Origin of the sequence: Citrobacter sp. CK194, assembly GCF_030333395.1 — a bacterium.
Lineage (GTDB): Bacteria > Pseudomonadota > Gammaproteobacteria > Enterobacterales > Enterobacteriaceae > Citrobacter_B > Citrobacter_B koseri.
In genome coordinates, this window is sequence record NZ_JAOWGA010000019.1 from 398083 (window position 1) to 420972 (window position 22890).

At 53.9% G+C, this 22890-nt stretch carries 19 protein-coding genes; 8 read left to right on the forward strand and 11 right to left on the reverse strand.

The annotated features are described in order from the left end of the window. The 8 genes from OGX80_RS18000 to OGX80_RS18035 all read right to left on the reverse strand — a co-directional run bounded on the left by OGX80_RS18000 (position 1) and on the right by OGX80_RS18035 (position 10093). Positions 1 to 1026, reverse strand: a complete 1026-nt coding sequence (locus OGX80_RS18000; RefSeq protein ID WP_012131577.1) for an ABC transporter permease — start codon at positions 1024 to 1026, stop codon at positions 1 to 3. Continuing rightward, positions 1026 to 2120 (reverse strand): microcin C ABC transporter permease YejB, encoded by a 1095-nt coding sequence (locus OGX80_RS18005; RefSeq protein WP_115181384.1) that lies wholly within the window; start codon positions 2118 to 2120, stop codon positions 1026 to 1028. The genes OGX80_RS18000 and OGX80_RS18005 overlap by 1 nt, the downstream gene beginning before the upstream one ends. Further along, positions 2121 to 3935: an extracellular solute-binding protein gene (locus tag OGX80_RS18010; protein ID WP_110494017.1), complete on the reverse strand. Its 1815-nt coding sequence runs from the start codon at positions 3933 to 3935 to the stop codon at positions 2121 to 2123. It abuts the gene before it with no gap. A gap of 109 nt (positions 3936 to 4044) precedes the next feature. Next, positions 4045 to 5601 (reverse strand): cyclic di-GMP phosphodiesterase, encoded by a 1557-nt coding sequence (locus tag OGX80_RS18015; protein WP_012131580.1) that lies wholly within the window; start codon positions 5599 to 5601, stop codon positions 4045 to 4047. A 188-nt stretch (positions 5602 to 5789) separates the two neighbouring features. Further along, positions 5790 to 6359 carry a bifunctional murein DD-endopeptidase/murein LD-carboxypeptidase gene (gene mepS / locus OGX80_RS18020; RefSeq protein WP_012131581.1) on the reverse strand — a complete coding sequence of 190 codons (570 nt, stop codon included), beginning with the start codon at positions 6357 to 6359 and terminating at the stop codon, positions 5790 to 5792. 413 nt (positions 6360 to 6772) lie between these two features. Continuing rightward, the gene (locus tag OGX80_RS18025) at positions 6773 to 7492 is read right to left on the reverse strand and encodes a phosphatase PAP2 family protein (RefSeq protein WP_047462461.1); all 720 of its coding nucleotides are present in this window, start codon (positions 7490 to 7492) and stop codon (positions 6773 to 6775) included. Positions 7493 to 7520: 28 nt separating this feature from the next. After that, positions 7521 to 8507 (reverse strand): CobW family GTP-binding protein, encoded by a 987-nt coding sequence (locus OGX80_RS18030; RefSeq protein ID WP_115181385.1) that lies wholly within the window; start codon positions 8505 to 8507, stop codon positions 7521 to 7523. A 119-nt stretch (positions 8508 to 8626) separates the two neighbouring features. Beyond that, positions 8627 to 10093, reverse strand: a complete 1467-nt coding sequence (locus OGX80_RS18035; RefSeq protein WP_115181386.1) for a mannitol dehydrogenase family protein — start codon at positions 10091 to 10093, stop codon at positions 8627 to 8629. A gap of 204 nt (positions 10094 to 10297) precedes the next feature. On the opposite strand from OGX80_RS18035, the gene uxuA reads away from it, so the two are divergent. After that, positions 10298 to 11488 (forward strand): mannonate dehydratase, encoded by a 1191-nt coding sequence (gene uxuA / locus OGX80_RS18040; protein ID WP_012131587.1) that lies wholly within the window; start codon positions 10298 to 10300, stop codon positions 11486 to 11488. Between the two features lie 67 nt (positions 11489 to 11555). Here the strand turns inward: uxuA and yeiP are convergent, their stop codons facing one another. Beyond that, positions 11556 to 12128, reverse strand: coding sequence for an elongation factor P-like protein YeiP (gene yeiP, locus OGX80_RS18045; protein ID WP_012131588.1), 573 nt, complete (start codon positions 12126 to 12128; stop codon positions 11556 to 11558). A gap of 152 nt (positions 12129 to 12280) precedes the next feature. Between yeiP and OGX80_RS18050 the strand changes: the two genes are divergently transcribed. Beyond that, a complete protein-coding gene (locus tag OGX80_RS18050) occupies positions 12281 to 12535 on the forward strand; it encodes a YkgJ family cysteine cluster protein (RefSeq protein ID WP_024130170.1) in 255 nt (84 codons plus the stop codon). Here the strand turns inward: OGX80_RS18050 and setB are convergent. Next, positions 12532 to 13716: a sugar efflux transporter SetB gene (setB, locus tag OGX80_RS18055; protein WP_286471372.1), complete on the reverse strand. Its 1185-nt coding sequence runs from the start codon at positions 13714 to 13716 to the stop codon at positions 12532 to 12534. The two genes, OGX80_RS18050 and setB, sit on opposite strands and share 4 nt — an antisense overlap. A gap of 369 nt (positions 13717 to 14085) precedes the next feature. Between setB and fruB the strand changes: the two genes are divergently transcribed. The 6 genes from fruB to OGX80_RS18085 all read left to right on the forward strand — a co-directional run bounded on the left by fruB (position 14086) and on the right by OGX80_RS18085 (position 21422). Next, positions 14086 to 15216, forward strand: coding sequence for a fused PTS fructose transporter subunit IIA/HPr protein (fruB, locus tag OGX80_RS18060; protein WP_110494021.1), 1131 nt, complete (start codon positions 14086 to 14088; stop codon positions 15214 to 15216). Then, positions 15216 to 16154, forward strand: coding sequence for a 1-phosphofructokinase (gene fruK / locus OGX80_RS18065; RefSeq protein WP_012131592.1), 939 nt, complete (start codon positions 15216 to 15218; stop codon positions 16152 to 16154). The genes fruB and fruK overlap by 1 nt, the downstream gene beginning before the upstream one ends. 16 nt (positions 16155 to 16170) lie before the next feature. After that, positions 16171 to 17862: a PTS fructose transporter subunit IIBC gene (fruA, locus tag OGX80_RS18070; protein ID WP_012131593.1), complete on the forward strand. Its 1692-nt coding sequence runs from the start codon at positions 16171 to 16173 to the stop codon at positions 17860 to 17862. A gap of 358 nt (positions 17863 to 18220) precedes the next feature. After that, a complete protein-coding gene (locus OGX80_RS18075) occupies positions 18221 to 19162 on the forward strand; it encodes a pseudouridine kinase (RefSeq protein WP_115181387.1) in 942 nt (313 codons plus the stop codon). Next, a complete protein-coding gene (locus OGX80_RS18080; RefSeq protein WP_115181388.1) occupies positions 19150 to 20085 on the forward strand; it encodes a pseudouridine-5'-phosphate glycosidase in 936 nt (311 codons plus the stop codon). Before OGX80_RS18075 ends, OGX80_RS18080 begins: the two co-directional genes overlap by 13 nt. 86 nt (positions 20086 to 20171) lie before the next feature. Beyond that, entirely contained in the window at positions 20172 to 21422 is a 1251-nt protein-coding gene (locus OGX80_RS18085; RefSeq protein ID WP_104868442.1) for a NupC/NupG family nucleoside CNT transporter, read from the forward strand. 373 nt (positions 21423 to 21795) lie between these two features. Here the strand turns inward: OGX80_RS18085 and OGX80_RS18090 are convergent, their stop codons facing one another. Continuing rightward, a complete protein-coding gene (locus tag OGX80_RS18090) occupies positions 21796 to 22890 on the reverse strand; it encodes a sugar kinase (protein WP_115182320.1) in 1095 nt (364 codons plus the stop codon).

The following is a 22890-nucleotide window of genomic DNA, read 5'->3' on the forward strand; positions in this document are numbered from 1 at the left end:
TTATACCGCCTTGTTGGGATCAAACGCGTCGCGTACTGCTTCGCCAATAAAAATCAGCAGCGACAATAACACCGCGACGGACAGGAACGCGGTGATCCCAAGCCACGGCGCCTGCAAATTATTTTTACCTTGCAGAAGTAATTCGCCGAGGGAAGGGGAGCCGAGCGGCAGGCCAAATCCGAGAAAATCCAGCGACGTCAATGTGGTAATCGAACTGCACAAAATGAACGGTAAAAAGGTCAGCGTGGCGACCATCGCGTTGGGCAGCATGTGACGCAGGATAATGCTGCGATCGCTGACGCCCAGCGCCTGTGCGGCGCGGATGTAGTCAAAATTGCGCGTGCGCAGGAATTCCGCGCGAACCACCCCGACCAGGCTCATCCAGCCAAACAGAACGGTAATGGCCAGCAGCCACCAGAAATTGGGTTGCACCACGCTTGAGAGCAGAATAATCAGAAACAGCGTCGGCATTCCTGACCACACTTCGATGAACCGTTGCCCCCACAGGTCGATTTTTCCGCCGTAATACCCCTGCAACGCACCCGCCAGCACGCCCATTACGCTGGAACAGAGGGTAAGCATCAAACCAAACAGGATAGAGATTCGCGTGCCGTAGAGGATACGCGCCAGCACGTCGCCGCCATTCGCGTCGGTTCCCAGCCAGTTTTGTGTGGACGGCGGAGAGGGGAAGGGTTTATCAGTGGCAAAGTTGATGCTGGTGGCGCCAAAACGCACGGGCGCCCACAGCACCCATCCGTGGTTTTCAAGCTGCTTTTGCAGCCAGGGGTCCTGATAATCCGCCTGCGTTGCGAACGGCCCGCCGAAATCGCTTTCGCTGTAGTTTTTGACCAGCGGAAAGTACCAGCTTCCCTCATAGCGCACCAGCAGCGGTTTATCGTTGGCGACCAGTTCGGCGCACAGACTCAGGCCAAACAGCACCAGGAAAATCCACAGTGACCAGTAGCCCCGGCGATTATGACGAAAACGCGCCCAGCGGGCCTGGTTTGCAGGGCTTAATCGCGGCATCAGCGTCCCTCAAAATCAATGCGTGGATCAACCAGCGTATAGCTGATATCGCTCAGGATATTCAGCAGCAAGCCGATCAGGGTGAAAATGTATAACGTGCCAAACATTACCGGGTAGTCGCGTGACACGGTCGCTTCGTAGCCCAGCAACCCCAGCCCGTTTAAGGAAAACATCACTTCAATGAGCAGCGAACCGGTGAAAAACATGCTGATAAAGGTGGCCGGAAAACCGGCGATCACCAGCAGCATGGCGTTGCGGAAAACGTGCTTCCACAGAATGTTTTTTTCGCTCACCCCTTTTGCGCGCGCGGTGACAACGTACTGTTTGCGGACTTCATCCAGAAAAGAGTTTTTGGTCAACATGGTCAGCGCGGCGAACCCGCCGATCACCGTCGCCAGTACCGGTAACGTGATATGCCAGAGGTAGTCGGTAATTTTCTGATACCAGGGCAGGGAATCAAAATTGGCGGATACCAGGCCGCGCAGCGGGAAGAGGTCGTAATAGCTACCGCCAGCAAAGAAAACGATCAATAAGATGGCGAACAGGAAGGCGGGGATAGCGTAGCCAACGATGATAAAAGCGCTGCTCCAGATGTCGAAACGGCTGCCGTTATATACCGCTTTGCGGATGCCCAGCGGGATCGACACCAGATAAATGATGAGCGTACTCCACAATCCGAGCGTAATGGACACGGGCAGACTGTCTTTGATTAACGTCAGTACGGATGCGCTGCGAAACAGGCTGTCGCCGAAATCAAAACGAACATAGTCCCAGAGCATTTTAAAGTAGCGCTCATGAACCGGCTTATCAAAGCCGTAGCGATGCGTGATCTCCGCGATCACCTCGGGATCTAACCCACGTCCGCCGCGATAGTGGCTGTCGCTAATATTCCCTACGCCGGTCTGGGCGTGGCTGGCGCGAACGCCTTCGCTACCGGTGCCGGGCAAGGCGCCAGACTGGCCGAATTCAATGGCCGCGATCGCCTGGTCAACCGGGCCGCCCGGTGCGATCTGGACAATAAAAAAGTTGATTGTAATGATGGCCCACAGCGTCGGGATCACCAGTAACAGACGTCGAATCAGGTAGGCGCCCATTTATTCTCCCTGTCGTCTGGCGGCGGGAAGTTTTGCCGCTTTGTTGACGTCATACCACCAGGTATCCAGTCCAATGGTGTAGATCGGCCGAATGGCCGGATGGGAAAATTTATCCCACCAGGCGAGCCTGTCTTCCGCCATATACCACATTGGCAGCATGTAGTAATTCCAGGTCAATACCCGATCCAGCGCCCGCCCGAGGGGAACCAGCTTTGTTTTATCGCCCTGGGCGGCAATGATTTGGGCAATCAGTTTATCAATGACCGGGCTTTGCACGCCTGGCGCGTTATAGCTGGAGTCAATGTATTCAGACGCCCAGGATATTTGTAGATCGGAGCTGGGCCACGGCATGGCGCGCCACAGTCGCGGCATCATGTCGTAGTCGCGACTGCGCATACGGTTGGTGATTTGCGAGTTATCAACCTGGCGGATGTTCATCGTGATGCCAAGACGCTGCAAATTATGCTGGAAGGGGAGAACCCACTGGCTGTTGCCGCCTGCCGGAAGCAGCAGTTCAAAGCTCAGCGTTTTGCCGGTCGCGCTGTTAACGCGTCGCTGACCTTTCAGTACCCATCCCGCCTCTGTGAGTAATTTATCGGCCTTCAGCAGGTTTTCCCGATCGTAGCCATCGCCGTTTGAGACTGGCGGCTGATAAATCCGGGTAAAGACCTCCGGCGGTAGATCCTTTTTCATGGGTGCGAGTAAGACCAGTTCGTCTGCACTGGGGTAGTTTCTGGCGGCATACTCGGTATTCTGGAAATAGCTGTTTGCCCGGCTCCAGGCATTATAAAACAATGCCTTGTTCATCCATTCGAAATCAAATGCCAGGGTTATCGCTTCACGCACGCGACGATCGTTAAATACCGGACGCTGAATATTAAAGGCCAGCCAGCGCGTATCCTGTGCGGATTCATTTTTCTGTTCGTCTTTAACGATGTAATGGTTATCGAAGTTTTTACCGGTGTAGCGCGTCGCCCAGTTTTTTGCGTCATTCTCCAGACGCAGGTCAAACGCCCCGGCCTTAAAGGCTTCAAACGCAACGTTGTCATCAAGGTAGTAGTCGTAGCGGATGGTATCAAAGTTCCAGCGCCCCCGGTTTACCGGCAGGTTAGCAGCCCAATAGTTTTTTACCCGGGAATAGACAATATACTGGCCCATTTTCCACTGGGTTATGCGATACGGGCCGCTGGCAAGAGGAGGCTTAGAGAGTGGGTCGCTGAGCTTATGATCCTTCCAGAATTTTTCCGGCATGACCGGTAAAGAAAACAGGCTGAGCATATCCTCTTTACCGGGTTTGGCTAATTCAATGCGGACGGTAAGCGGAGCGATGGCTTTGACGGTCGTGCCTTTGTATACCAGACGAAATTGCGGCACGCCCTCGGTCATAAATTTATGGAAGGTGAAGGCGACGTCGCGGGCAGTGATGGGCGAACCATCATGAAAACGGGCGCGTGGGTTGATGGTCACTTCCACCCAGGAGTAATCCTCCGCATATCGCGCGTTGTCGGCAATGAGCGGGTAGTAGCTGCCGGGTTCATCGTCAGAGGTGGTAAAAAGCGTGTCGTAAAGCTGCTCGGTACGTGCGCCAGGATTACCGCGCATGGAATAGCGGTTGAAATTATCGAATGTCCCGGTCGCGGAAAGCGTTATCCGCCCCCCTTTTGGCGCCGCCGGATTGACATAATCGAAATGATTAAAATTGAAGGCGTATTTGGGTTCGCCAAGCACGGAAAAGGCGTAACTTTCTTTGATGGCCTGAGCCTGTACGCCAAAGCTGGCCAGGGCGACAAACAGAAGCATTACGCGAGCAATCATCGGAAAATGGTTTCCTTTTCTTATCACCTGCCACCGTCAGGCAAGCGTCAATCCTGAATAATAAGTGACGCAGCCTCTGTTGTGAATCCATTCGGGCAGAAGAGTGCCGTCACCATTTCGGCGCGGGCCGGGTATTCATCCAGTGAACGAAGTCCTCAAGCGCTAAAGGGCGGCTAATCCAGTACCCCTGGAGGAAGTTGACGCCATGATCGCGTAGCCATCGGGCCTGCTCCGGGGTTTCCACCCCTTCCGCAACGGTCAGCATATGCAGGCGCTTAGAGAGCATCAAAACCGCATCCAGAACTGGAGAGGTCACGGTTTCCGTACCAATCGCATTAATAAAGCCCCGGTCGATTTTCAGGTAGTCCAGCGTAAAGCGTTCCAGATAGATGAGGGCGCTATGGCCGGTGCCAAAATCATCAATTGCGATTTCGAATCCAGCACAGTGCAGCCACTCAAATAATTTAGCCGCTTCATGTTGATTGAGCATATCGCGTTCGGTAATTTCCAGTACGATCTGAAAATGATGCGGCGGTAAGGATTCCGCCAGGAGACGGATGTCCTCTTTAAAGCTGTTGCTGTGCAGGTGGTCAGGCGCGATATTGATGCCAAACTTTGCCCCGACAGGCAGTACCTTCTGCAACGCGGGGGCGTCGCGCGCCACGAGTTTAAACAGATGCTGGGTGAGCGGCACAATAAGCTGCTGGGCTTCCGCATAATGAATAAACGCGTCAGGTGGAATTTCGCCTGCCGTAGGGTGACGCCAGCGTAACAGCACTTCCAGACCCGTGACCCTGAGCGTTTGGGTATCAACGACCGGTTGATAGACCACATAAAATTGTTCGCGCTTGATAGCCACCAGGATCTCTCGCCCCGGCTTCAGGCGGATAGAGCTGATGTAGTAGCAGAGCAGGGCGGCGATGATACCACTCATACTGCCCAGCAGCAGGGCATAGCCCACGTCGTTATAGGTCCAGCTGTCGGCGTATAGCTGTATCTTCAGCGGCAGCCCTTTTATTGTCGCCTGGCGCGAAGGCGTACCCGACAGCTCTTTCACGGTCATTAAATGCGAAGAAAACGTCGAGAGCACGGTATCGCCAATAATTAATGCGATGCCATCAAAATCTTCCTGTCGGGCGGTGTAAATAAGGTAGGGCGTCAGGTTGATATTCAGCGAGGTAAATACGCCGCTCTCTTTTAATAACGGGTTGCGATACCAAATCGCCATAGCCGGTTTATCCGGCATCATCGGCGTGCCGGGAAGTATCGCCATATCAATCTCTTTGCGGATGTCGATATTGGATACCAGGTCGGTAAGCGGCGTGTCCATCGGCCCGGTCGCCGACGAACAGAAGGCGATTTTGTCTTTGACGAGCAAAAAGGCGCGCACATTCAGGCTAAAAGCGGCGCGGGAGGTCAGCTCGGAAGAGACTTGCTGGCAGTCATTAAGCGTCAGGGGCTGTAACACATCCGTCGTGGCTTTAAGGTCGGCGAAGTAGCTCACCAGATAATGTTGTACGTCGGATATCAGCGTGTCGTATTTGACTTCACGTTTATGCCATGACATTAAAAATTGCAGGCTACTGATAAGTAACGCGACGATGACCCCTGTGAGAATGCAGGTGAGCAGGATTTTTCGCGAGGACGAGGAGGCGCGTGTGAACATAGTTACTGGTTCTACCTGAGGTAACCGAATGCGATTAAAATGCTTGATTTAAAAGACTATAACCTGGATTAAACCGCATCGTCATTCTTTTCTACAGGGATGCGATAGAACGCAAAAAAAGCACCGCCGAAGCAGTGCTTTTTATGTGTCTCGTCAGGATTGCCAAGGGATAGCGGTCAGACGAAAAATTAACTGCGGCTCAGAACCCGGCGCCCTTCGTTGTAACGTTTTTTCCAGTAAGGCTCGTTCATGCTGGAAATAATAACGCCGCTACTGGTAGACGCATGAACAAACTGGTTGTTGCCGATGTAGATGCCTACATGACGGCCCGTCGAACCGGCGCGGAACAGAACCAGATCGCCCGTGCGCAGGTTATTGCGCGAAACGGATTTGCCCATTTCCTGCTGCTCATAGGTTGAGCGAGGCAGTTCTAAACCAAATTGTTCACGGAATGTACGCTGTACAAAGCTGGAACAATCGACACCTTTTTTGGTGCTGCCGCCAAGGCGGTAACGCACGCCTTTCCAGTCAGCATACTGATCCATAATCCGCGATTTAACATCGAGGTTACGCACCATATTTTCAAATTCATCCTGAGAGGCTTGCAGTGAAGAGTTATCTCCATTGCCCACAGCATGCGTCTCAGAATGCACGTTCTTTGCGGTATTTGTAGTGCTACATGCAGAAAGCAGAACCGCCACTGCAATCGCGGGAATTCCCCGCAGGATATATCTCAAAATCGGTTGAGACCTGACCATGTTGTTTGTTTTCCCTTGAAGTCCTTAACGACAAATATCGTTATAAAAATGCCAAACGTGACGAGACTAATTACCTGCGCACAATGAGACAATTCTTTAAGGTCAAATCTGTGGCGGAACGCACAAATTTATTCGCAAAGAGAATAATTATCCAGCGAGGCAAAACGAGTTCAAGATTACCCGATCGTTGCTGCCATTGCGAGCAGTTTGGCGGGATTTTTTATAAGAAATTATGATACTGAAAGTGAATTAGTGGCATTGGCTAAATTAAACGCAAATGAGGCGAATAACAGGCAATGCGTTCATTTTCAACGGGAAGAAGATGACAGGAAGATGATGGCGGGGCGGGAAATAATCGACGATCGCCATCAGGAGTGAGAACGCTCTCTGATGACGATGTTAATTGATGTGATTTATTTGTTTAAATTTTGTTTGTTTTTACCGGGCAGATAATTATCGAAAAACCGTATCACGCGATCGCTGAACGACGTCATTAACAGCCAGGGCAATCCAATCAGCACCGTTGTCAGCGAACCGACCGCAATATCCGTGAACCAGTGGGCGCCGATCATTACGCGCGGAAAGGCAAAAACCACAAATATAATAAGGGCGATGAAACCTGCGACTTTTCCGAAATAACGCAGCATAAATGCGGAAAAAATAAGCAGCATCATTCCGTGATCGCCAGGGAAACTGTCTTTTGACGCATCCTTGGTGGGAATATGCAGGAGATCGCTGACGCGGTGAATATTTTCAAGCGTCAGCGTAGGGCTGGCGCGTTTGACCGGAATAAACGCCTGACCTAACTGATTCACCACAACCGCAGATAAAAGCATCACCAGGCCGATGATGATAATACGCCGACGGCCCGCCGGGGTCTCTTTTAACCAGAAACTCAGCATCAGGCAGCCCATCGCCAGCAGCGCGCAACCATCAAACGCCCGGTTATTGGTGATCGCCACCAGCCAGAGAAATGCGCGGCTTTCAACCAGCTTCTGGTTAAAGAAGTGGAAAATGTTTGCGTCGAGAGGAGACCAGAATCCGTGATTGACTGGAATATACCACGACAAAAACAACGCCAGACCCGCAGCGTTAATCAGCAGTATGAGGGGATACCGGGTTTTCATTATCATCTCGCCATTCAGTAAAACGGAGGCAACCTTACGCGTCCTCGGCTAAACGAAGCTTCAACAATGCGGTCTGTAATGTGTTCCAGTCTGTTTCACGGTCTGAGATGAGTTCGATGCGGCTGTCCGGCGGCGCGACGTTTTGGGTCTCAATATGAAGATCGTCGCCCTGACGATTAATACGCACCAGACCCTCCTTAATGCGCATAACGCCTTTCACTCGTCCAACCGGCGCGAGGCGCGCCCATTCGAGCAGGCCGATGGTGTCGAACACGGTATCTGCATCAAAAATCCAGCCGCAGGCCTGATGCCCCTGGCCGCTGTTCAGGCTGCGACGCCAGCGCTGTTGCGCCGGCAGGCTAAGCGCGGCGAGCCCTTTTCTTTCGGCATGCTGGTGCGCGTGGGCGGCGCTGGCGGGCAGTTCCGCCAGGTTCTGGCGCGGTAAATCCAGCAGCTGTCCGTTGATTTGCCCGTGGTCGGCATGAACCAGTTGACGATTGTCGCCGTACTGTTGCCACCAGGTTTGCAGGGCGCTTTTGCTTTCCGGCGTAGCGCGATCGGTTTTATTCGCGACGATGACATCGGCGGCGGCCAGCTGGTCGCGGAAGTTTTCGTTGGCGACGCTCTTTTCATCCAGCAGTAAACGCGGATCAAGGATGCACAGCGTGGCGCGCAGGTCGATCCACGGCTCGTAAACTGGCGCGGTTAACAAATCGAGGATCTGTTTCGGATGGCCAAGTCCTGTCGGTTCGATCAGCAAGCGATCCGGCTTGCCCTGGCGCAGCAGGGTATTCAGCCCCACCTGCATTGGTAGTCCGTTCACGCAACACATGCAACCACCGGGGATCTCTTTCAGCAATGCGCCGCTGTCCGCAAGCAGTGCGCCGTCAATGCCCACTTCGCCAAATTCGTTGACCAGCACGGCCCATTTTTCCGCAGGATCTTTGTTGGCTAACAGATGAAGAATAGAGGTTGTTTTTCCACTGCCGAGAAAGCCGGTAATGAGGTTGGTTTTGGTCACGTCTGCTCCAGAATAATGATATGCCGTAACGGCTCGTGCTAATCCTGGCGAAAAAAAACGAAAAAGAGAAGGGCAGAGCGGACGAAGAATTTTTTCGTCCGCTGGAAAGACAGAAATTGTTAATTTTTTAACGTATCAATGACCGCCTGATGCGCGCCATGTTGCGCAATGCGCCGCCAGGCTTGCTCAATGGCCTGCACAAACAGGGGATTTTTCACGAGATCCGTGCCGAAAACCTCCTGCAACGACAGCAGCGCGCTAACCCGCTCCGCGTCACTGCTGCTTTCAACAAGCAGGCGAATTTTTTCACTGAGCGGGTCCCGAATATCAATCGTTGCACCTGTGTCGTCCACGCCGCTGACGTAGCGCATCCAGCCTGCGACGCCCAGCGCCAGCAGCGGCCAGTCACTCCCACGCGCCAGATGTTCGCGAATGCCTTCCAGCATCCGCTGCGGTAATTTCTGGCTGCCGTCCATCGCGATTTGCCAGGTCCGGTGCTTCAGCGCCGGATTGGCGAAGCGTTCAATCAGGCTGGCGGCATAGCGGGATAAATCGACGTTGGTGATGCGCAATGTCGGCGCCTGTTCATTTATCATCAGGCGGTAAGCGGCCTCGCGAAACGCGCTGTCCTGCATACAATCGCTGATGTGCTGGAACCCGGCCAGATAGCCGAGATATGCAAGGAACGAATGGCTGCCGTTGAGCATGCGTAGTTTCATTTGCTCCCAGGGCAGCACGTCATCAACCATCTGCACGCCAGCGACTTCCCACTGCGGGCGGCCTGCCACAAAGTTATCTTCAATGACCCACTGTATAAACGGTTCACAACTGATGGCGCAGGGATCGGCGACGCCCAGCTCGCGGGTAATTTCGTCCAGCGACTCCTCTGTGGCGGCAGGCACGATTCTGTCTACCATCGTTCCCGGGAAGCTGACGTGCTGCTGAATCCACGCCGCCAGCTCCGCCGCGCGTTTTTCCGCCATGCCCAGAACGGCGTTTTTAACCACATGGCCGTTATCCGGGATGTTATCGCAGGAGAGAACCGTGAAAGGCGACAACCCGCGCTCACGCCGACGATGCAGGGCCTCCACAAGAATCCCCGGTGCCGAGTGCGGCTCCGTGGGGTGTTGCATATCGTGAATAATGCGCGGGTTTGACACGTCGAGCGAACCGGTTGCCGGATCGATGCAATATCCTTTTTCGGTGATAGTGAGTGACACTATCGCCACCTGCGGCTCGCAGAACTTTTCGATAATAGCGGCAAGCGAATCCAGCTTTGCGTTCAGACACTCCTTGACCGCGCCGACGATAATCGCCTGATTGCCGTTCGCGCCTTTTTCCAGCACGGTGTACAAGTGATTCTGCTCGCGAAGCTGGCTCATCAGGCGATCGCCGCTGAACAGGCTGATCTCGCAGATCCCCCAGTCTCCGCCTTGCGCATTCAGCACTCTGTCGGTCAATAATGCCTGATGGGCGCGGTGAAACGCGCCAAAACCGAAGTGCACAATCCGGGTTTGTAGTTGTTGTCGATCGTAGCGGGGCGTCAGTACGCCTTCCGGGAGTGGGGCAGAGGCAATAGTCTTCATTAAGAACACACCTGATTAACCATTAATTAACAATGGTAGTGTAAAGTTATATGACACCAAATTGAATTGGTATGCCGCATTTATCCGGGGATTGTGAGCTGGATCAATCAATCATGCGCCCTACGTTGACCATTTACGCGATACCTGTATGGTAGTCATCACTCAGGTAAACTAATTTGGTATAACAACTTGTGAGGTGAAGCAATGGAACAAACCTGGCGTTGGTACGGGCCTAACGATCCGGTATCGCTTGATGATGTGCGTCAGGCTGGCGCAACGGGGGTTGTGACGGCATTGCACCACATTCCGAACGGTGATGTGTGGCCGGTTGAAGAGATTAAAAAGCGCCAGGCCATTCTGGCTGAAAAAGGGCTGACCTGGTCTGTTGTCGAAAGTATTCCGGTGCATGAAGAGATAAAAACACGCTCCGGGCAGTACCAGACCTGGATTGCAAATTATCAGCAAAGCATCCGTAATCTGGCCGCCTGCGGTATTGATACCGTGTGCTACAACTTTATGCCGATTCTCGACTGGACGCGTACCGACCTTGAATATCCGTTGCCCGATGGTTCCAGAGCGCTGCGTTTCGATCAGATTGCCTTTGCGGCTTTCGAACTGCACATCCTGAAGCGTGACGGCGCGCAAGCGGACTACAGCGAAGAAGAACAGCGCCAGGCGCTGGACTACTTCAACGCCATGAGCGCTGCGGATATCGAAAAACTGACCCGGAATATTATCGCCGGGCTGCCTGGCGCTGAAGAGGGTTATACGCTGGATCAGTTCCGTGCGCGTCTGGCGGAATATAACGGTATCAGCAAAGAGGATTTACGCGAAAATATGGCGGTATTCCTGCGTGCGATTGTGCCGGTGGCAGAAGAAGTCGGCGTGCGCCTGGCGGTGCATCCTGACGATCCGCCGCGCCCCATCCTCGGCCTGCCGCGCATCGTTTCTACCATTGAAGATATGCAGTGGCTGAAAGAAACCGTAGACAGCATTAACAACGGGTTCACCATGTGTACCGGTTCGTACGGCGTACGCGCGGATAACGACCTGGTGAAAATGATCGAGACGTTTGGCGACCGCATTCACTTTACCCATTTACGCTCAACCTGCCGTGAAGATAACCCGAAAACCTTCCACGAAGGCGCGCATTTGCAAGGGGATGTCGATATGGTCGCGGTGATTACCGCAATTCTTACGGAAGAACAGCGTCGTAAGCTGGCAGGCGATCTGCGTCCGATCCCAATGCGCCCGGATCACGGTCATCAGATGCTTGACGATCTGCATAAGAAAACCAACCCCGGCTACTCCGCTATTGGTCGTCTGAAAGGGCTGGCGGAAATTCGTGGCGTTGAACTGGCGCTGAAAAAGACCCAGTTCCGCGATTTGCTGTAACACCTGTTGGTCATAAAAAAGGACAGCCCTGGCTGTCCTTTTTTGTTGGTGCGTCGGCGACGGGCGCTTAGTCCGCGCGGCCCATGTAGCGGCGTTCTTCAATGTGAATACGGATTTTTTCACCGGCGCTCAGGTATTCCGGCACCTGAATCACCAGACCGGTGCTCAGCGTTGCGGGTTTGTTGCGGGCGCTGGCTGACGCGCCTTTAATGCCCGGTGCGGTTTCCACGATTTCCAGATCAACCGTCTGCGGCAGTTCGAGCGCCAGTAACTGACCGTCCCAGGTCAGCACCTGCATATCCGGCATTCCGCCTTCAGGAATAAACAGCAGCTCTTCTTCAATCTGATCTTTGGTGAAGGTATACGGGGTATAGTCTTCTTTATCCATGAACACATATTCGTTGCCGTCGATATAAGAGAAATCGACGCCACGGCGGCTCAGGGTGACGGTATCAACGATGTCGTCGCCTTTGAAACGCTCTTCGACTTTCAGACCCGTACGGACGTCGGAAAAACGCATTTTGTACAGCGTCGCGGCACCGCGGGCGGTCGGTGACTGAATATCAATATCTTTTACAATCAGCAGCTTGCCGTTGTAGTTCAGTACCATACCTTTTTTAATTTCGTTCGCTCTTGGCATCGAAAAAATCCTGTTGTAGAGAATGTCTAAAATATCGCGTCAAACTACTCGCGCCGGGCGATTCAGGCAAGTGGAATTCACATATCCCGGATGATTTTGTGTATACTGTTCGCCCACTTTCAGTCCGGTGGCTTACGAATAGAGAATACTGTATGGAATGCCGCCCGGATTGCGGAGCATGTTGCACCGCGCCTTCAATCTCCAGCCCCATTCCGGGTATGCCTGACGGTAAACCCGCAAACACGCCGTGTGTCCAGCTTGATGAACATCAACGCTGTAAGATCTTCGGTTCGCCGCTGCGTCCAAAGGTCTGCGCAGGCCTGCAACCCAGCGCCGATATGTGCGGTCAGACAAGGGCGCAGGCAATGATCTACCTCATTGAACTGGAAACGCTTACTGCGCCTTAAACGTCTTTAATGCGTGCCAGACAAACCATCGTCGCGAGGGCCATCACCAGCGCAAACCAGAATACGGCGTGGTAATTCCAGATTTCCGCCGCAATCCCCGCCAGCGATCCGGCGATAATCCAGCCTACGCGGATGGTATTGGTATACAGCGTGGTTGCTGAACCCGCCTGGCCGGGCATCAGATCCTGAAAATAGAGCATCCCGATGCCGCCGAGAATGCCGATGTAAATTGCGTTCAGCAACTGCAAGCCGAGCAGAACGACAGGCGAGTGCGCCAGCAGCATACCCGCGTAAAAGCAGAACCCCGCCACGATGGCGATCCGCATCAGCAGGCGTTTCCCCAGACGTTTAGCAAAATAGCCTGCAATCAACATGGTGGGAATTTCCAGCCCGGCGGCAGTCCCCATCATGACGCCGGCAAGTTTTTCCGGCAGATGCAGTTCGTTAATGATAAACAGCGGCATATTAATGATATAGAGACTGTTGGTTCCCCACATTAATGTGCAGATAACAAAGAGCAGCAGCGTATCGCGGCGATTACGGCGCGGCGCTTCAAGGGTTCCGGCAGCAAGCGGCGCATCTTTACGCATTGACGGTAAAAACAGCCAGACCATTACGCCACAGACGACAAACGCCGCCGCCGCCGCGCTCAGGTACATCACGGTAAAGCTGAACCCCATCGCCAGCGCATAGGCCAGCGGCGGCCCAATCACCCACGCCAGCGAAACCTGGGCGCGCAATATCGAGCTGAACATCACGGCTTCGCGACCGGTGCGATCGGCATGTTCGCGGGCAAGGGCGAACATTTGCGGGTTCGCGGTCGAACCAAAACTACTCAGGAAAACGCCGACGAACAGCAAAATAAAATAGTTGCGGTTCCAGGCAAACAGCACGCAGGCCAACATGCCCAGCACACAGCAAAAAACGATCAGGCTTTTGCGATCGCCTTTTTTGTCGGAGCGCCCGGCCAGAAACTGGCTCACCAGAATGCCGATAACGGCGCTGCCGGTAAAAAAGAAGCCAACCATCCCCGGACGAGCGTGTACTTCATCCGTCAGAAAAAGACTGAGCGTCGGCGTCTGTAACGCACCGGCGATACCCGTCAGAAACGCGACGAGCAGGAATGCCGAAGACGTCAAATCAAACGTTTTTGGTGTGGCGGCAACGGGGGTGTTATGCATGTTTCTGTATCAGTGGTGTGAAGAGACGCGGAGTTTACGCTGCTCGTCAGAAAATAAACAGGTGCCCAAATCAAAATCGCCACAAAAAATCAAAATAGCATTTCAGTCTATGAAGGGAAGATGCTGACGGTGCTGAAACAGATCGTTTTACGGGCAATTCATTTCAGCATTTATTACCTTCCTGAATGAAAAGTGTGCTTTATCTCTAAATTCTGTCATCAATTTTACAACTTTACTTGCGTGCTGAAGCAGAAAGCGCAAGACTTCTTGAAACGTTTCAGCGCTATTTTGTTTTTGGTTACAAGTCAGATTAGCGCCTTTTTTCTCATGTTAGCTGAATCGTTTCAAGTTCAGCAGGAGAGGAGAACTATGTTCCAGTTATCGGTTCAGGACATTCATCCGGGCGAACAGGCCGGAAACAAAGAAGAGGCCATTCGCCAGGTTGCCGCTGCGTTAGTGCAGGCGGGCAACGTCGCAGACGGCTACGTCGACGGCATGCTGGCGCGTGAGCAACAGACATCCACTTTCCTTGGCAACGGTATCGCCATTCCGCACGGAACGACCGACACGCGCGATCAGGTGCTGAAAACTGGCGTGCAGGTGTTCCAGTTTCCGCAGGGCGTAACCTGGGGCGAAGGGCAAGTGGCCTATGTGGCGATTGGTATTGCCGCCAGCTCCGATGAGCATCTCGGGTTGCTGCGTCAGCTGACGCACGTATTAAGCGATGACGCTGTGGCTGAACAGCTGAAATCCGCCACGACGGCAGAAGAACTGCGCGCGTTGCTGATGGGTGAAAAGCAGAGCGAACAGCTGAAGCTGGATAACGACACCCTGACGCTGGATGTGACGGCCAGCGACCTGGTGACGCTACAGGCGCTGAACGCCGCGCGCCTGAAAGAAGCAGGCGCTGTGGATGCCGCGTTTGTCGCCAGAACCATCAATGAACAGCCGATGAATCTCGGCCAGGGCATCTGGCTGAACGACAGCGCGGACGGCAACCTGCGCAGCGCTATCGCTGTGAGCCGTGCGGCTACGGCGTTTGACGTAGAGGGCGAAGCGGCTGCGCTGCTGGTGACCGTCGCGATGAATGACGATCAGCCCGTCGCCGTGCTGAAGCGCCTTGGCGATCTGCTGCTGAACAATAAAGCTGACCGTTTGCTGAAAGCGGATGCCGCCACCGTGCTGGCGCTGCTGACCAGTGATGAAGCATTGACTGACGACGTGCTGAGCGCTGAATTTGTCGTGCGCAATGAGCATGGCTTACACGCCCGTCCGGGCACCATGCTGGTGAATACCATTAAACAATTTAATAGCGAAATTACCGTGGCAAACCTTGATGGAACCGGAAAACCGGCAAATGGACGCAGTTTGATGAAAGTGGTGGCGTTGGGCGTGAAGAAAGGCCATCGTCTGCGCTTTACGGCGCAGGGCGAAGATGCTGAACAGGCGCTGAAAGCGATTGGCGACGCCATTGCCGCTGGTCTTGGGGAGGGCGCGTAATGAGCAGACGTGTTGCTACTATCACCCTTAATCCGGCATACGACCTGGTCGGTTTCTGCCCGGAGATTGAACGCGGCGAAGTGAACCTGGTGAAAACCACGGGTCTGCATGCGGCGGGTAAAGGCATCAACGTTGCCAGGGTTCTGAAAGATTTAGGTATTGATGTCACGGTTGGCGGTTTCCTGGGTAAAGACAACCAGGACGGTTTCCAGCAGTTGTTCAGCGAGCTGGGCATTGCCAACCGTTTTCAGGTGGTGCAGGGGCGCACCCGCATCAACGTTAAGCTGACGGAAAAAGACGGTGAAGTGACCGACTTTAACTTCTCCGGTTTTGACGTGACTCCGGCTGACTGGGAACGTTTTGTGAACGATTCGCTGAGCTGGCTGGGTCAGTTCGATATGGTCTGCGTCAGCGGCAGCTTGCCGACAGGCGTCAGCCCGGAAGCATTTACCGACTGGATGACGCGTCTGCGTAGCCAGTGCCCATGCATTATCTTTGATAGTAGTCGTGAAGCGTTGGTGGCGGGTCTGAAAGCGGCGCCGTGGCTGGTGAAACCGAACCGTCGTGAATTAGAAATCTGGGCAGGCCGTAAGCTGCCGGAAATGAAAGATGTGATCGACGCGGCGCACGCCCTGCGTGAGCAAGGTATTGCGCATGTGGTGATCTCTCTCGGTGCGGAAGGGGCGCTGTGGGTGAACGCATCCGGCGAATGGATCGCGAAGCCACCGTCCGTTGATGTGGTGAGTACCGTAGGTGCAGGGGATTCTATGGTTGGCGGTCTGATTTACGGCCTGCTGATGCGTGAATCCAGTGAACATACGTTGCGTCTGGCGACAGCCGTTGCCGCGCTTGCGGTAAGCCAGAGCAATGTGGGCATTACCGATCGTCCTCAGTTGGCCGCAATGATGGCGCGCGTCGACTTAAAACCGTTTAACTGACAGCAGGAGAGGCATAATGAAAACGCTGCTGATTATTGACGCCAATCTCGGCCAGGCTCGCGCTTACATGGCGAAGACCCTGCTCGGCGCGGCGGCACATAAAGCAAATCTGGAAATTATCGACAATCCGAATGACGCAGAGTTAGCCATTGTGTTGGCTGACGCTGTGCCGAACGACAGCGCGCTGAACGGTAAAAAAGTCTGGCTGGGCGATATTGCCCGTGCTGTGGCGCACCCGGAACTGTTCCTCAATGAAGCGAAAGGACACGCGACGCCATACAGCGCGCCGACAGCGGTTGCCGCCCCGGCAGCGGCCAGCGGCCCGAAACGCGTCGTGGCGGTGACGGCGTGTCCGACAGGCGTCGCGCATACCTTTATGGCGGCTGAAGCGATTGAAACCGAAGCGAAAAAACGTGGCTGGTGGGTGAAGGTCGAAACCCGTGGCTCCGTGGGCGCAGGCAATGCCATCACGCCGGAAGAGGTTGCGGAAGCGGATCTGGTGATCGTGGCGGCTGACATCGAAGTGGATCTGGCGAAGTTTGCCGGAAAACCGATGTACCGTACATCAACCGGCCTGGCGCTGAAGAAAACCGCGCAGGAACTGGACAAAGCCGTAGCGGAAGCGACGCCGTATGCGCCTACGGGCAAAGCGCAGGCCGCCGCGACAGAAGGGAAAAAAGAGAGCGCTGGCGCATATCGCCATCTGCTGACGGGCGTTTCCTACATGCTGCCAATGGTGGTTGCAGGTGGGTTGTGTATCGCGCTCTCCTTTGCGTTTGGTATTGAGGCGTTTAAAGAAGAAGGTACGCTGGCTGCGGCGCTGATGCAGATCGGCGGCGGTTCCGCCTTCGCGCTAATGGTGCCGGTACTGGCGGGATATATCGCGTTTTCCATTGCGGATCGTCCAGGCCTGACGCCGGGTCTTATCGGCGGTATGCTGGCGGTGAGCACCGGATCTGGCTTTATCGGCGGTATTATCGCGGGCTTCCTGGCCGGTTATGTCGCGAAACTTATCAGCACTAAACTAAAACTTCCGCAAAGTATGGAAGCGCTGAAACCGATCCTGATCATTCCACTGATTTCCAGTCTGATTGTCGGTCTGGCGATGATTTACCTTATCGGTAAACCGGTTGCCGGCATTCTGGAAGGGCTGACTCACTGGCTGCAAACGATGGGGACGGCGAATGCGGTACTGCTGGGCGCGATCCTCGGCGGTATGATGTGTACTGATATGGGCGGCCCGGTTAACAAAGCGGCGTATGCGTTCGGTGTTGGTCTGCTGAGTACCCAGACCTATGCGCCGATGGCGGCCATTATGGCGGCAGGCATGGTTCCTCCGCTGGCTCTTGGGCTGGCAACTCTGGTTGCGCGTCGTAAGTTCGACAAGGCGCAGCAGGAAGGGGGCAAAGCCGCGCTGGTGCTGGGGCTGTGCTTCATTACCGAAGGCGCGATCCCGTTTGCGGCGCGCGACCCGATGCGTGTCCTGCCATGCTGTATCGTCGGCGGCGCGCTGACAGGCGCAATCTCAATGTGGGTTGGCGCGAAACTGATGGCGCCGCACGGCGGTCTGTTTGTGCTGCTGATTCCTGGCGCGATTACACCGGTGCTGGGCTATCTGCTGGCGATTGTTGCGGGTACGCTGGTTGCCGGTCTGGCCTATGCGTTCCTGAAACGCCCGGAAGCTGAAGTTATCGCGAAAGCGGCATAATGTAAAACCTTGTGCCGGATGGCGGCGTGAGCGCCTTATCCGGCCTACGGATACCGATCCTGTAGGCCGGATAAAACGCATTAGCGTCGCCATCCGGCATTTTTCTGCCTTTTTTATCCCCCCCATTTTGTGTCCTGGCTCGCAACTTTTTCCTCCCTTGCAAACTGTATCTATAAAAAATTGTGACTCTGTTCATATCTATTCGCTTTAGGGCTTGCGGATGGATTTACTTTATCAAAAACACGCATATCATGAACACATGTTTTAATATGAACATGTGCTCTAATAATATCGATTGTGGCGGTGGTTATTCTTAACGAACTCATTGTTATGGCAGCTTAATGCCAGAGGACGTTCTATGCGTGAAACGGAATACATAGTGACGATTGGCTCAGCCAATATGGATGTTGCCGGGTATTCGCATGCTTCTTTAAATTATGCGGACTCCAATCCGGGAAAAATAAAATTTACCCCCGGCGGCGTGGGGCGCAATATTGCGCATAATCTGGCGCTGCTGGGAAAAAACTCATGGCTACTGACGGCCGTCGGGAGTGATTTCTATGGGCAGTCATTAATGGCGCAAACGAATCAATCCGGTGTGCACGTTGATAAATGTCTGATTGTGCCGGGAGAAAATACGTCAAGTTACTTATCCCTGCTCGACAATACCGGAGAAATGCTGGTCGCCATAAATGACATGAGCATTACCGACTTTATTTCGGCTGAATTTTTATCACAGCATGCTGATTTTATTCGTGGGGCAAAAGTGATTGTCGCCGATTGTAATATCAGCGAAGAGGCACTGAACTGGGTGCTGGAAAATGCAGGCGATGTGCCGGTATTTGTTGATCCGGTTTCTGCCTGGAAGTGTGTCAAAATTCGCGAGCGACTTGGCAAAATTCACACGCTGAAACCCAACCGGCTTGAAGCTGAAACCCTCAGCTGCATTCCCCTCTCCGGGCGGGAAGATGTCGGGAGCGTTGCTGCATGGTTTCATGAACATGGCCTGAACCGTCTGGTGCTCAGTATGGGTGGCGACGGCGTTTATTACAGCGATATCAACGGCGAAAACGGCTGGTCGCTTCCCATTAAAACCAACGTCGTCAATGTGACCGGCGCTGGCGACGCCATGATGGCGGGACTCGCCGCCTGCTGGATGGACGGCTTACCCTTTATAGATTCGGTTCGATTTGCACAGGGTTGTTCATCAATGGCGCTTGCCTGTGAATATACCAATAACCCTGATTTATCTGTCGCGAATGTTACATCGTTAGTGGAGAACACAGAATGTCTGAATTAACTCTTTCCTCTGAATTATTACAAATTTCGCCAGAAGTACAGGACGCATTAAAGAGTAAGAACCCCATTGTTGCGCTGGAATCAACCATTATTTCCCACGGCATGCCTTTTCCGCAAAATGCGCAAACGGCAATTGAAGTTGAAGAAACCATTCGTAAACATGGCGCCGTGCCCGCAACCATTGCCATTATTGGCGGTGTAATGAAAGTGGGCCTGAATAAAGAAGAAATTGAATTATTAGGTCGTGAAGGACATAACGTTACAAAAGTCAGTCGTCGTGACTTACCGTTTGTGGTTGCCGCTGGAAAAAATGGCGCAACGACGGTCGCATCCACCATGATTATTGCCGCGCTGGCCGGAATTAAAGTATTTGCAACCGGCGGTATCGGTGGCGTACATCGTGGCGCAGAACATACGTTTGATATTTCTGCTGACTTACAGGAGCTGGCGCATACCAATGTCACGGTAGTTTGTGCGGGGGCGAAATCAATTCTCGACCTGGGATTAACCACCGAATATTTAGAGACTTTTGGCGTGCCGTTAATTGGCTATCGGACCCAGGCATTACCGGCATTTTTCTGCCGTACCAGTCCGTTTGACGTCAGTATCCGCCTGGACAGCGCGCAAGACATCGCCCGCGCAATGGCGGTGAAATGGCAAACCGGCCTGAACGGTGGTCTGGTTGTGGCAAACCCGATCCCGGAACAGTTTGCGATGGCGGAAGAGAAAATCAACGCGGCGATCGATCAGGCCGTGAAAGAAGCGGAAGAGCAGGGCGTCGTGGGGAAAGAAAGCACGCCATTCTTGTTGGCGCGCGTGGCGGAACTGACCGGTGGCGATAGCCTGAAATCCAATATCCAACTGGTGTTCAACAACGCTGTACTGGCCTGTGAAATAGCGAAGGAATATCAACGCCTCGCCTGATAAAAACGCACGGGCAGAGAGCGGTCGCCCGCGATATCAAAACCTGGCTTTCACGCCGGGTTTCCTGGCATGAAGGGAAAATCATTATGGATATAATGAGAAGTGTTGTGGGTATGGTGGTACTACTGGCAATCGCATTTCTGCTGTCAGTGAATAAAAAACGTATCAGCCTGCGTACCGTTGGCGCAGCGCTGGTGCTGCAAATTGCCATCGGTGGGATCATGCTTTATTTCCCGCCGGGGAAATGGCTGGTGGAGCAGGCCGCGCTCGGTGTCCACAAGGTGATGTCCTACAGCGACGCGGGTAGCGCATTTATCTTTGGCTCATTAGTAGGGCCAAAAATGGATGTGCTGTTTGACGGCGCTGGGTTTATCTTTGCCTTTCGCGTGTTGCCGGCCATCATCTTTGTGACTGCGCTGATCAGCTTGCTTTACTACATTGGCGTGATGGGGCTGCTGATCCGTATCCTCGGCGGTATTTTCCAGAAAGCGCTGAACATCAGCAAGATCGAGTCGTTCGTTGCGGTCACTACCATTTTCCTCGGGCAAAACGAGATCCCGGCGATCGTAAAACCGTTTATCGACCGTCTAAATCGTAATGAACTGTTTACCGCCATTTGTAGCGGCATGGCCTCAATCGCCGGTTCGATGATGATTGGCTATGCCGGAATGGGGGTGCCGATTGATTATCTGCTGGCGGCGTCCTTAATGGCGATCCCTGGCGGCATTCTGTTTGCTCGTATGCTGAGCCCGGCAACGGAAGAGTCTAAAGTGACGTTTGAAAACCTGTCATTTACCGAAACGCCGCCAAAAAGCATCATTGAAGCGGCGGCCAGCGGCGCGATGACCGGGCTGAAAATCGCCGCCGGTGTGGCGACGGTGGTGATGGCGTTTGTGGCGATTATCGCGCTGATTAACGGCATCATCGGCGGCGTTGGCGGCTGGTTCGGCTTTGGTCACGCCACCCTTGAAGGGATCTTCGGCTGGGTTTTAGCGCCGCTGGCCTGGATTATGGGCGTGGACTGGAGCGATGCGACGCTTGCCGGTAGCCTGATTGGGCAAAAACTGGCGATTAACGAGTTTGTTGCTTATCTCAACTTCTCACCGTATCTGCAAGCTGCCGGTACGCTGGATGTGAAGACGATAGCGATCATCTCTTTCGCGTTGTGTGGCTTTGCCAACTTTGGTTCGATTGGCGTGGTGGTAGGCGCGTTTTCTGCGATTGCGCCGCAGCGTGCGCCGGAAATCGCCCAGCTTGGAATGCGTGCGCTGGCGGCGGCAACGCTCTCTAACCTGATGAGCGCCACTATCGCGGGGTTCTTTATCGGGCTGGCGTAGTTGTAGTAGACGATTTTGCCGGATGGCGGCTACGCCTTATCCGGCCTACAGTAACGCACTCCGTAGGCCTGATAAGTGCAGCGCCATCAGGCATATTCGACCCACAGTGGCGCACTCCGTAGGCCTGATAAGCGTAGCGCCATCAGGCATATTCGACCCACAGTAACGCACCCCGTAGGCCTGATAAGCGTAGCGCCATCAGGCATATCCGACCCACAGTAACGCACCTCGTAGGCCTGATAAGCGCAGCGCCATCAGGCATATCCGACCCACAGTAACGCACTCCGTAGGCCTGATAAGCGCAGCGCCATCAGGCATATTCGATCCACAGTAATGCACACCGTAGGCCTGATAAGCGCAGCGCCATCAGGCATTATGCCAGGGTTGTTTTCAGCAGATAAAGCGCGTTATCGGCGGAGAGGGTGGGGTTGTTAATACTGATGCTGGCGCGCGATAACGCCGCGCAGGCCATTGCGAAATTCGCGCTATCGCGAAAATCACTACCCTCCAGATAGCTGTAGAGCAACCCGGCCATGAAGCCATCATCCGCGCCGAAGCTGTCCACGCGGGTGTGAGACGGCGGGGTGAGTAAAAACTGCTCGCCGTTTTTCTCGCTACAAAAGACCGCTTCATCTTCCAGGCAAACGAAGATTCGCTGTACGCCTTGCTGATGCAGGTCATTGACGGCCTGTACACGGTCGGCGTCGGAACGCACCGCTTTTCCCCACAGAATCTCCAGCTCTTTTTGCGTGGGTTTTAGCGTATGAATGCGTGAATACCAGGTCCTGATTTTTTCCGCTTTGAACTCTGAAACGGTATCAATAAAGACCGGGATTTCATCCGCAATGGTAAAGACCCATTCGATGGCTTCTGGCGTCAGGTTGCAGTCCGCCAGCACCACGCCAGCGTGACGGATCAGATCCCGCGAGCTATTCAGCAACTGCGGCGTCAGCTGTTGCAGAATGTGGGTGTCGTTAATCGCCAGCACCGTCTCTTCCTGCTGGTTGGCGATGGACAGATAGGTTGAAGTGTTATGCCCATGCAGGCGGATACAGCTGGAGATGTTCACGCCAGCCTGACGAGTCTGCTCCAGCAGCGTTTCACCATAAAAATCGCTACCGACCGCAGAGAGCAAATGCACATCGCGACCCAGCAGCGCCAGATTATGCGCAATATTGCGCCCCACGCCGCCAGCAGAACAGTGAATGCTGCCAGGGTTGGAAGCCGCCTGCGGATAATGGATATCCGCCACGCCGCGAATATCCATATTGATCGCCCCGACCACCACGCAATAATCCTGCTCGGTGAGGATATAGCCTTTGCCTTTGATCATCCCTTTGCGCATCAGATCCATAATATGGGCCGCCACGCGTGAGCGACTGATCTGCAAAATATCAGCGATTTCATTTTGCTGAATGAGCGGATTGCGGCGCAGGATCTTGAGGATCTGCTTTTCCCTGTCGTTCAT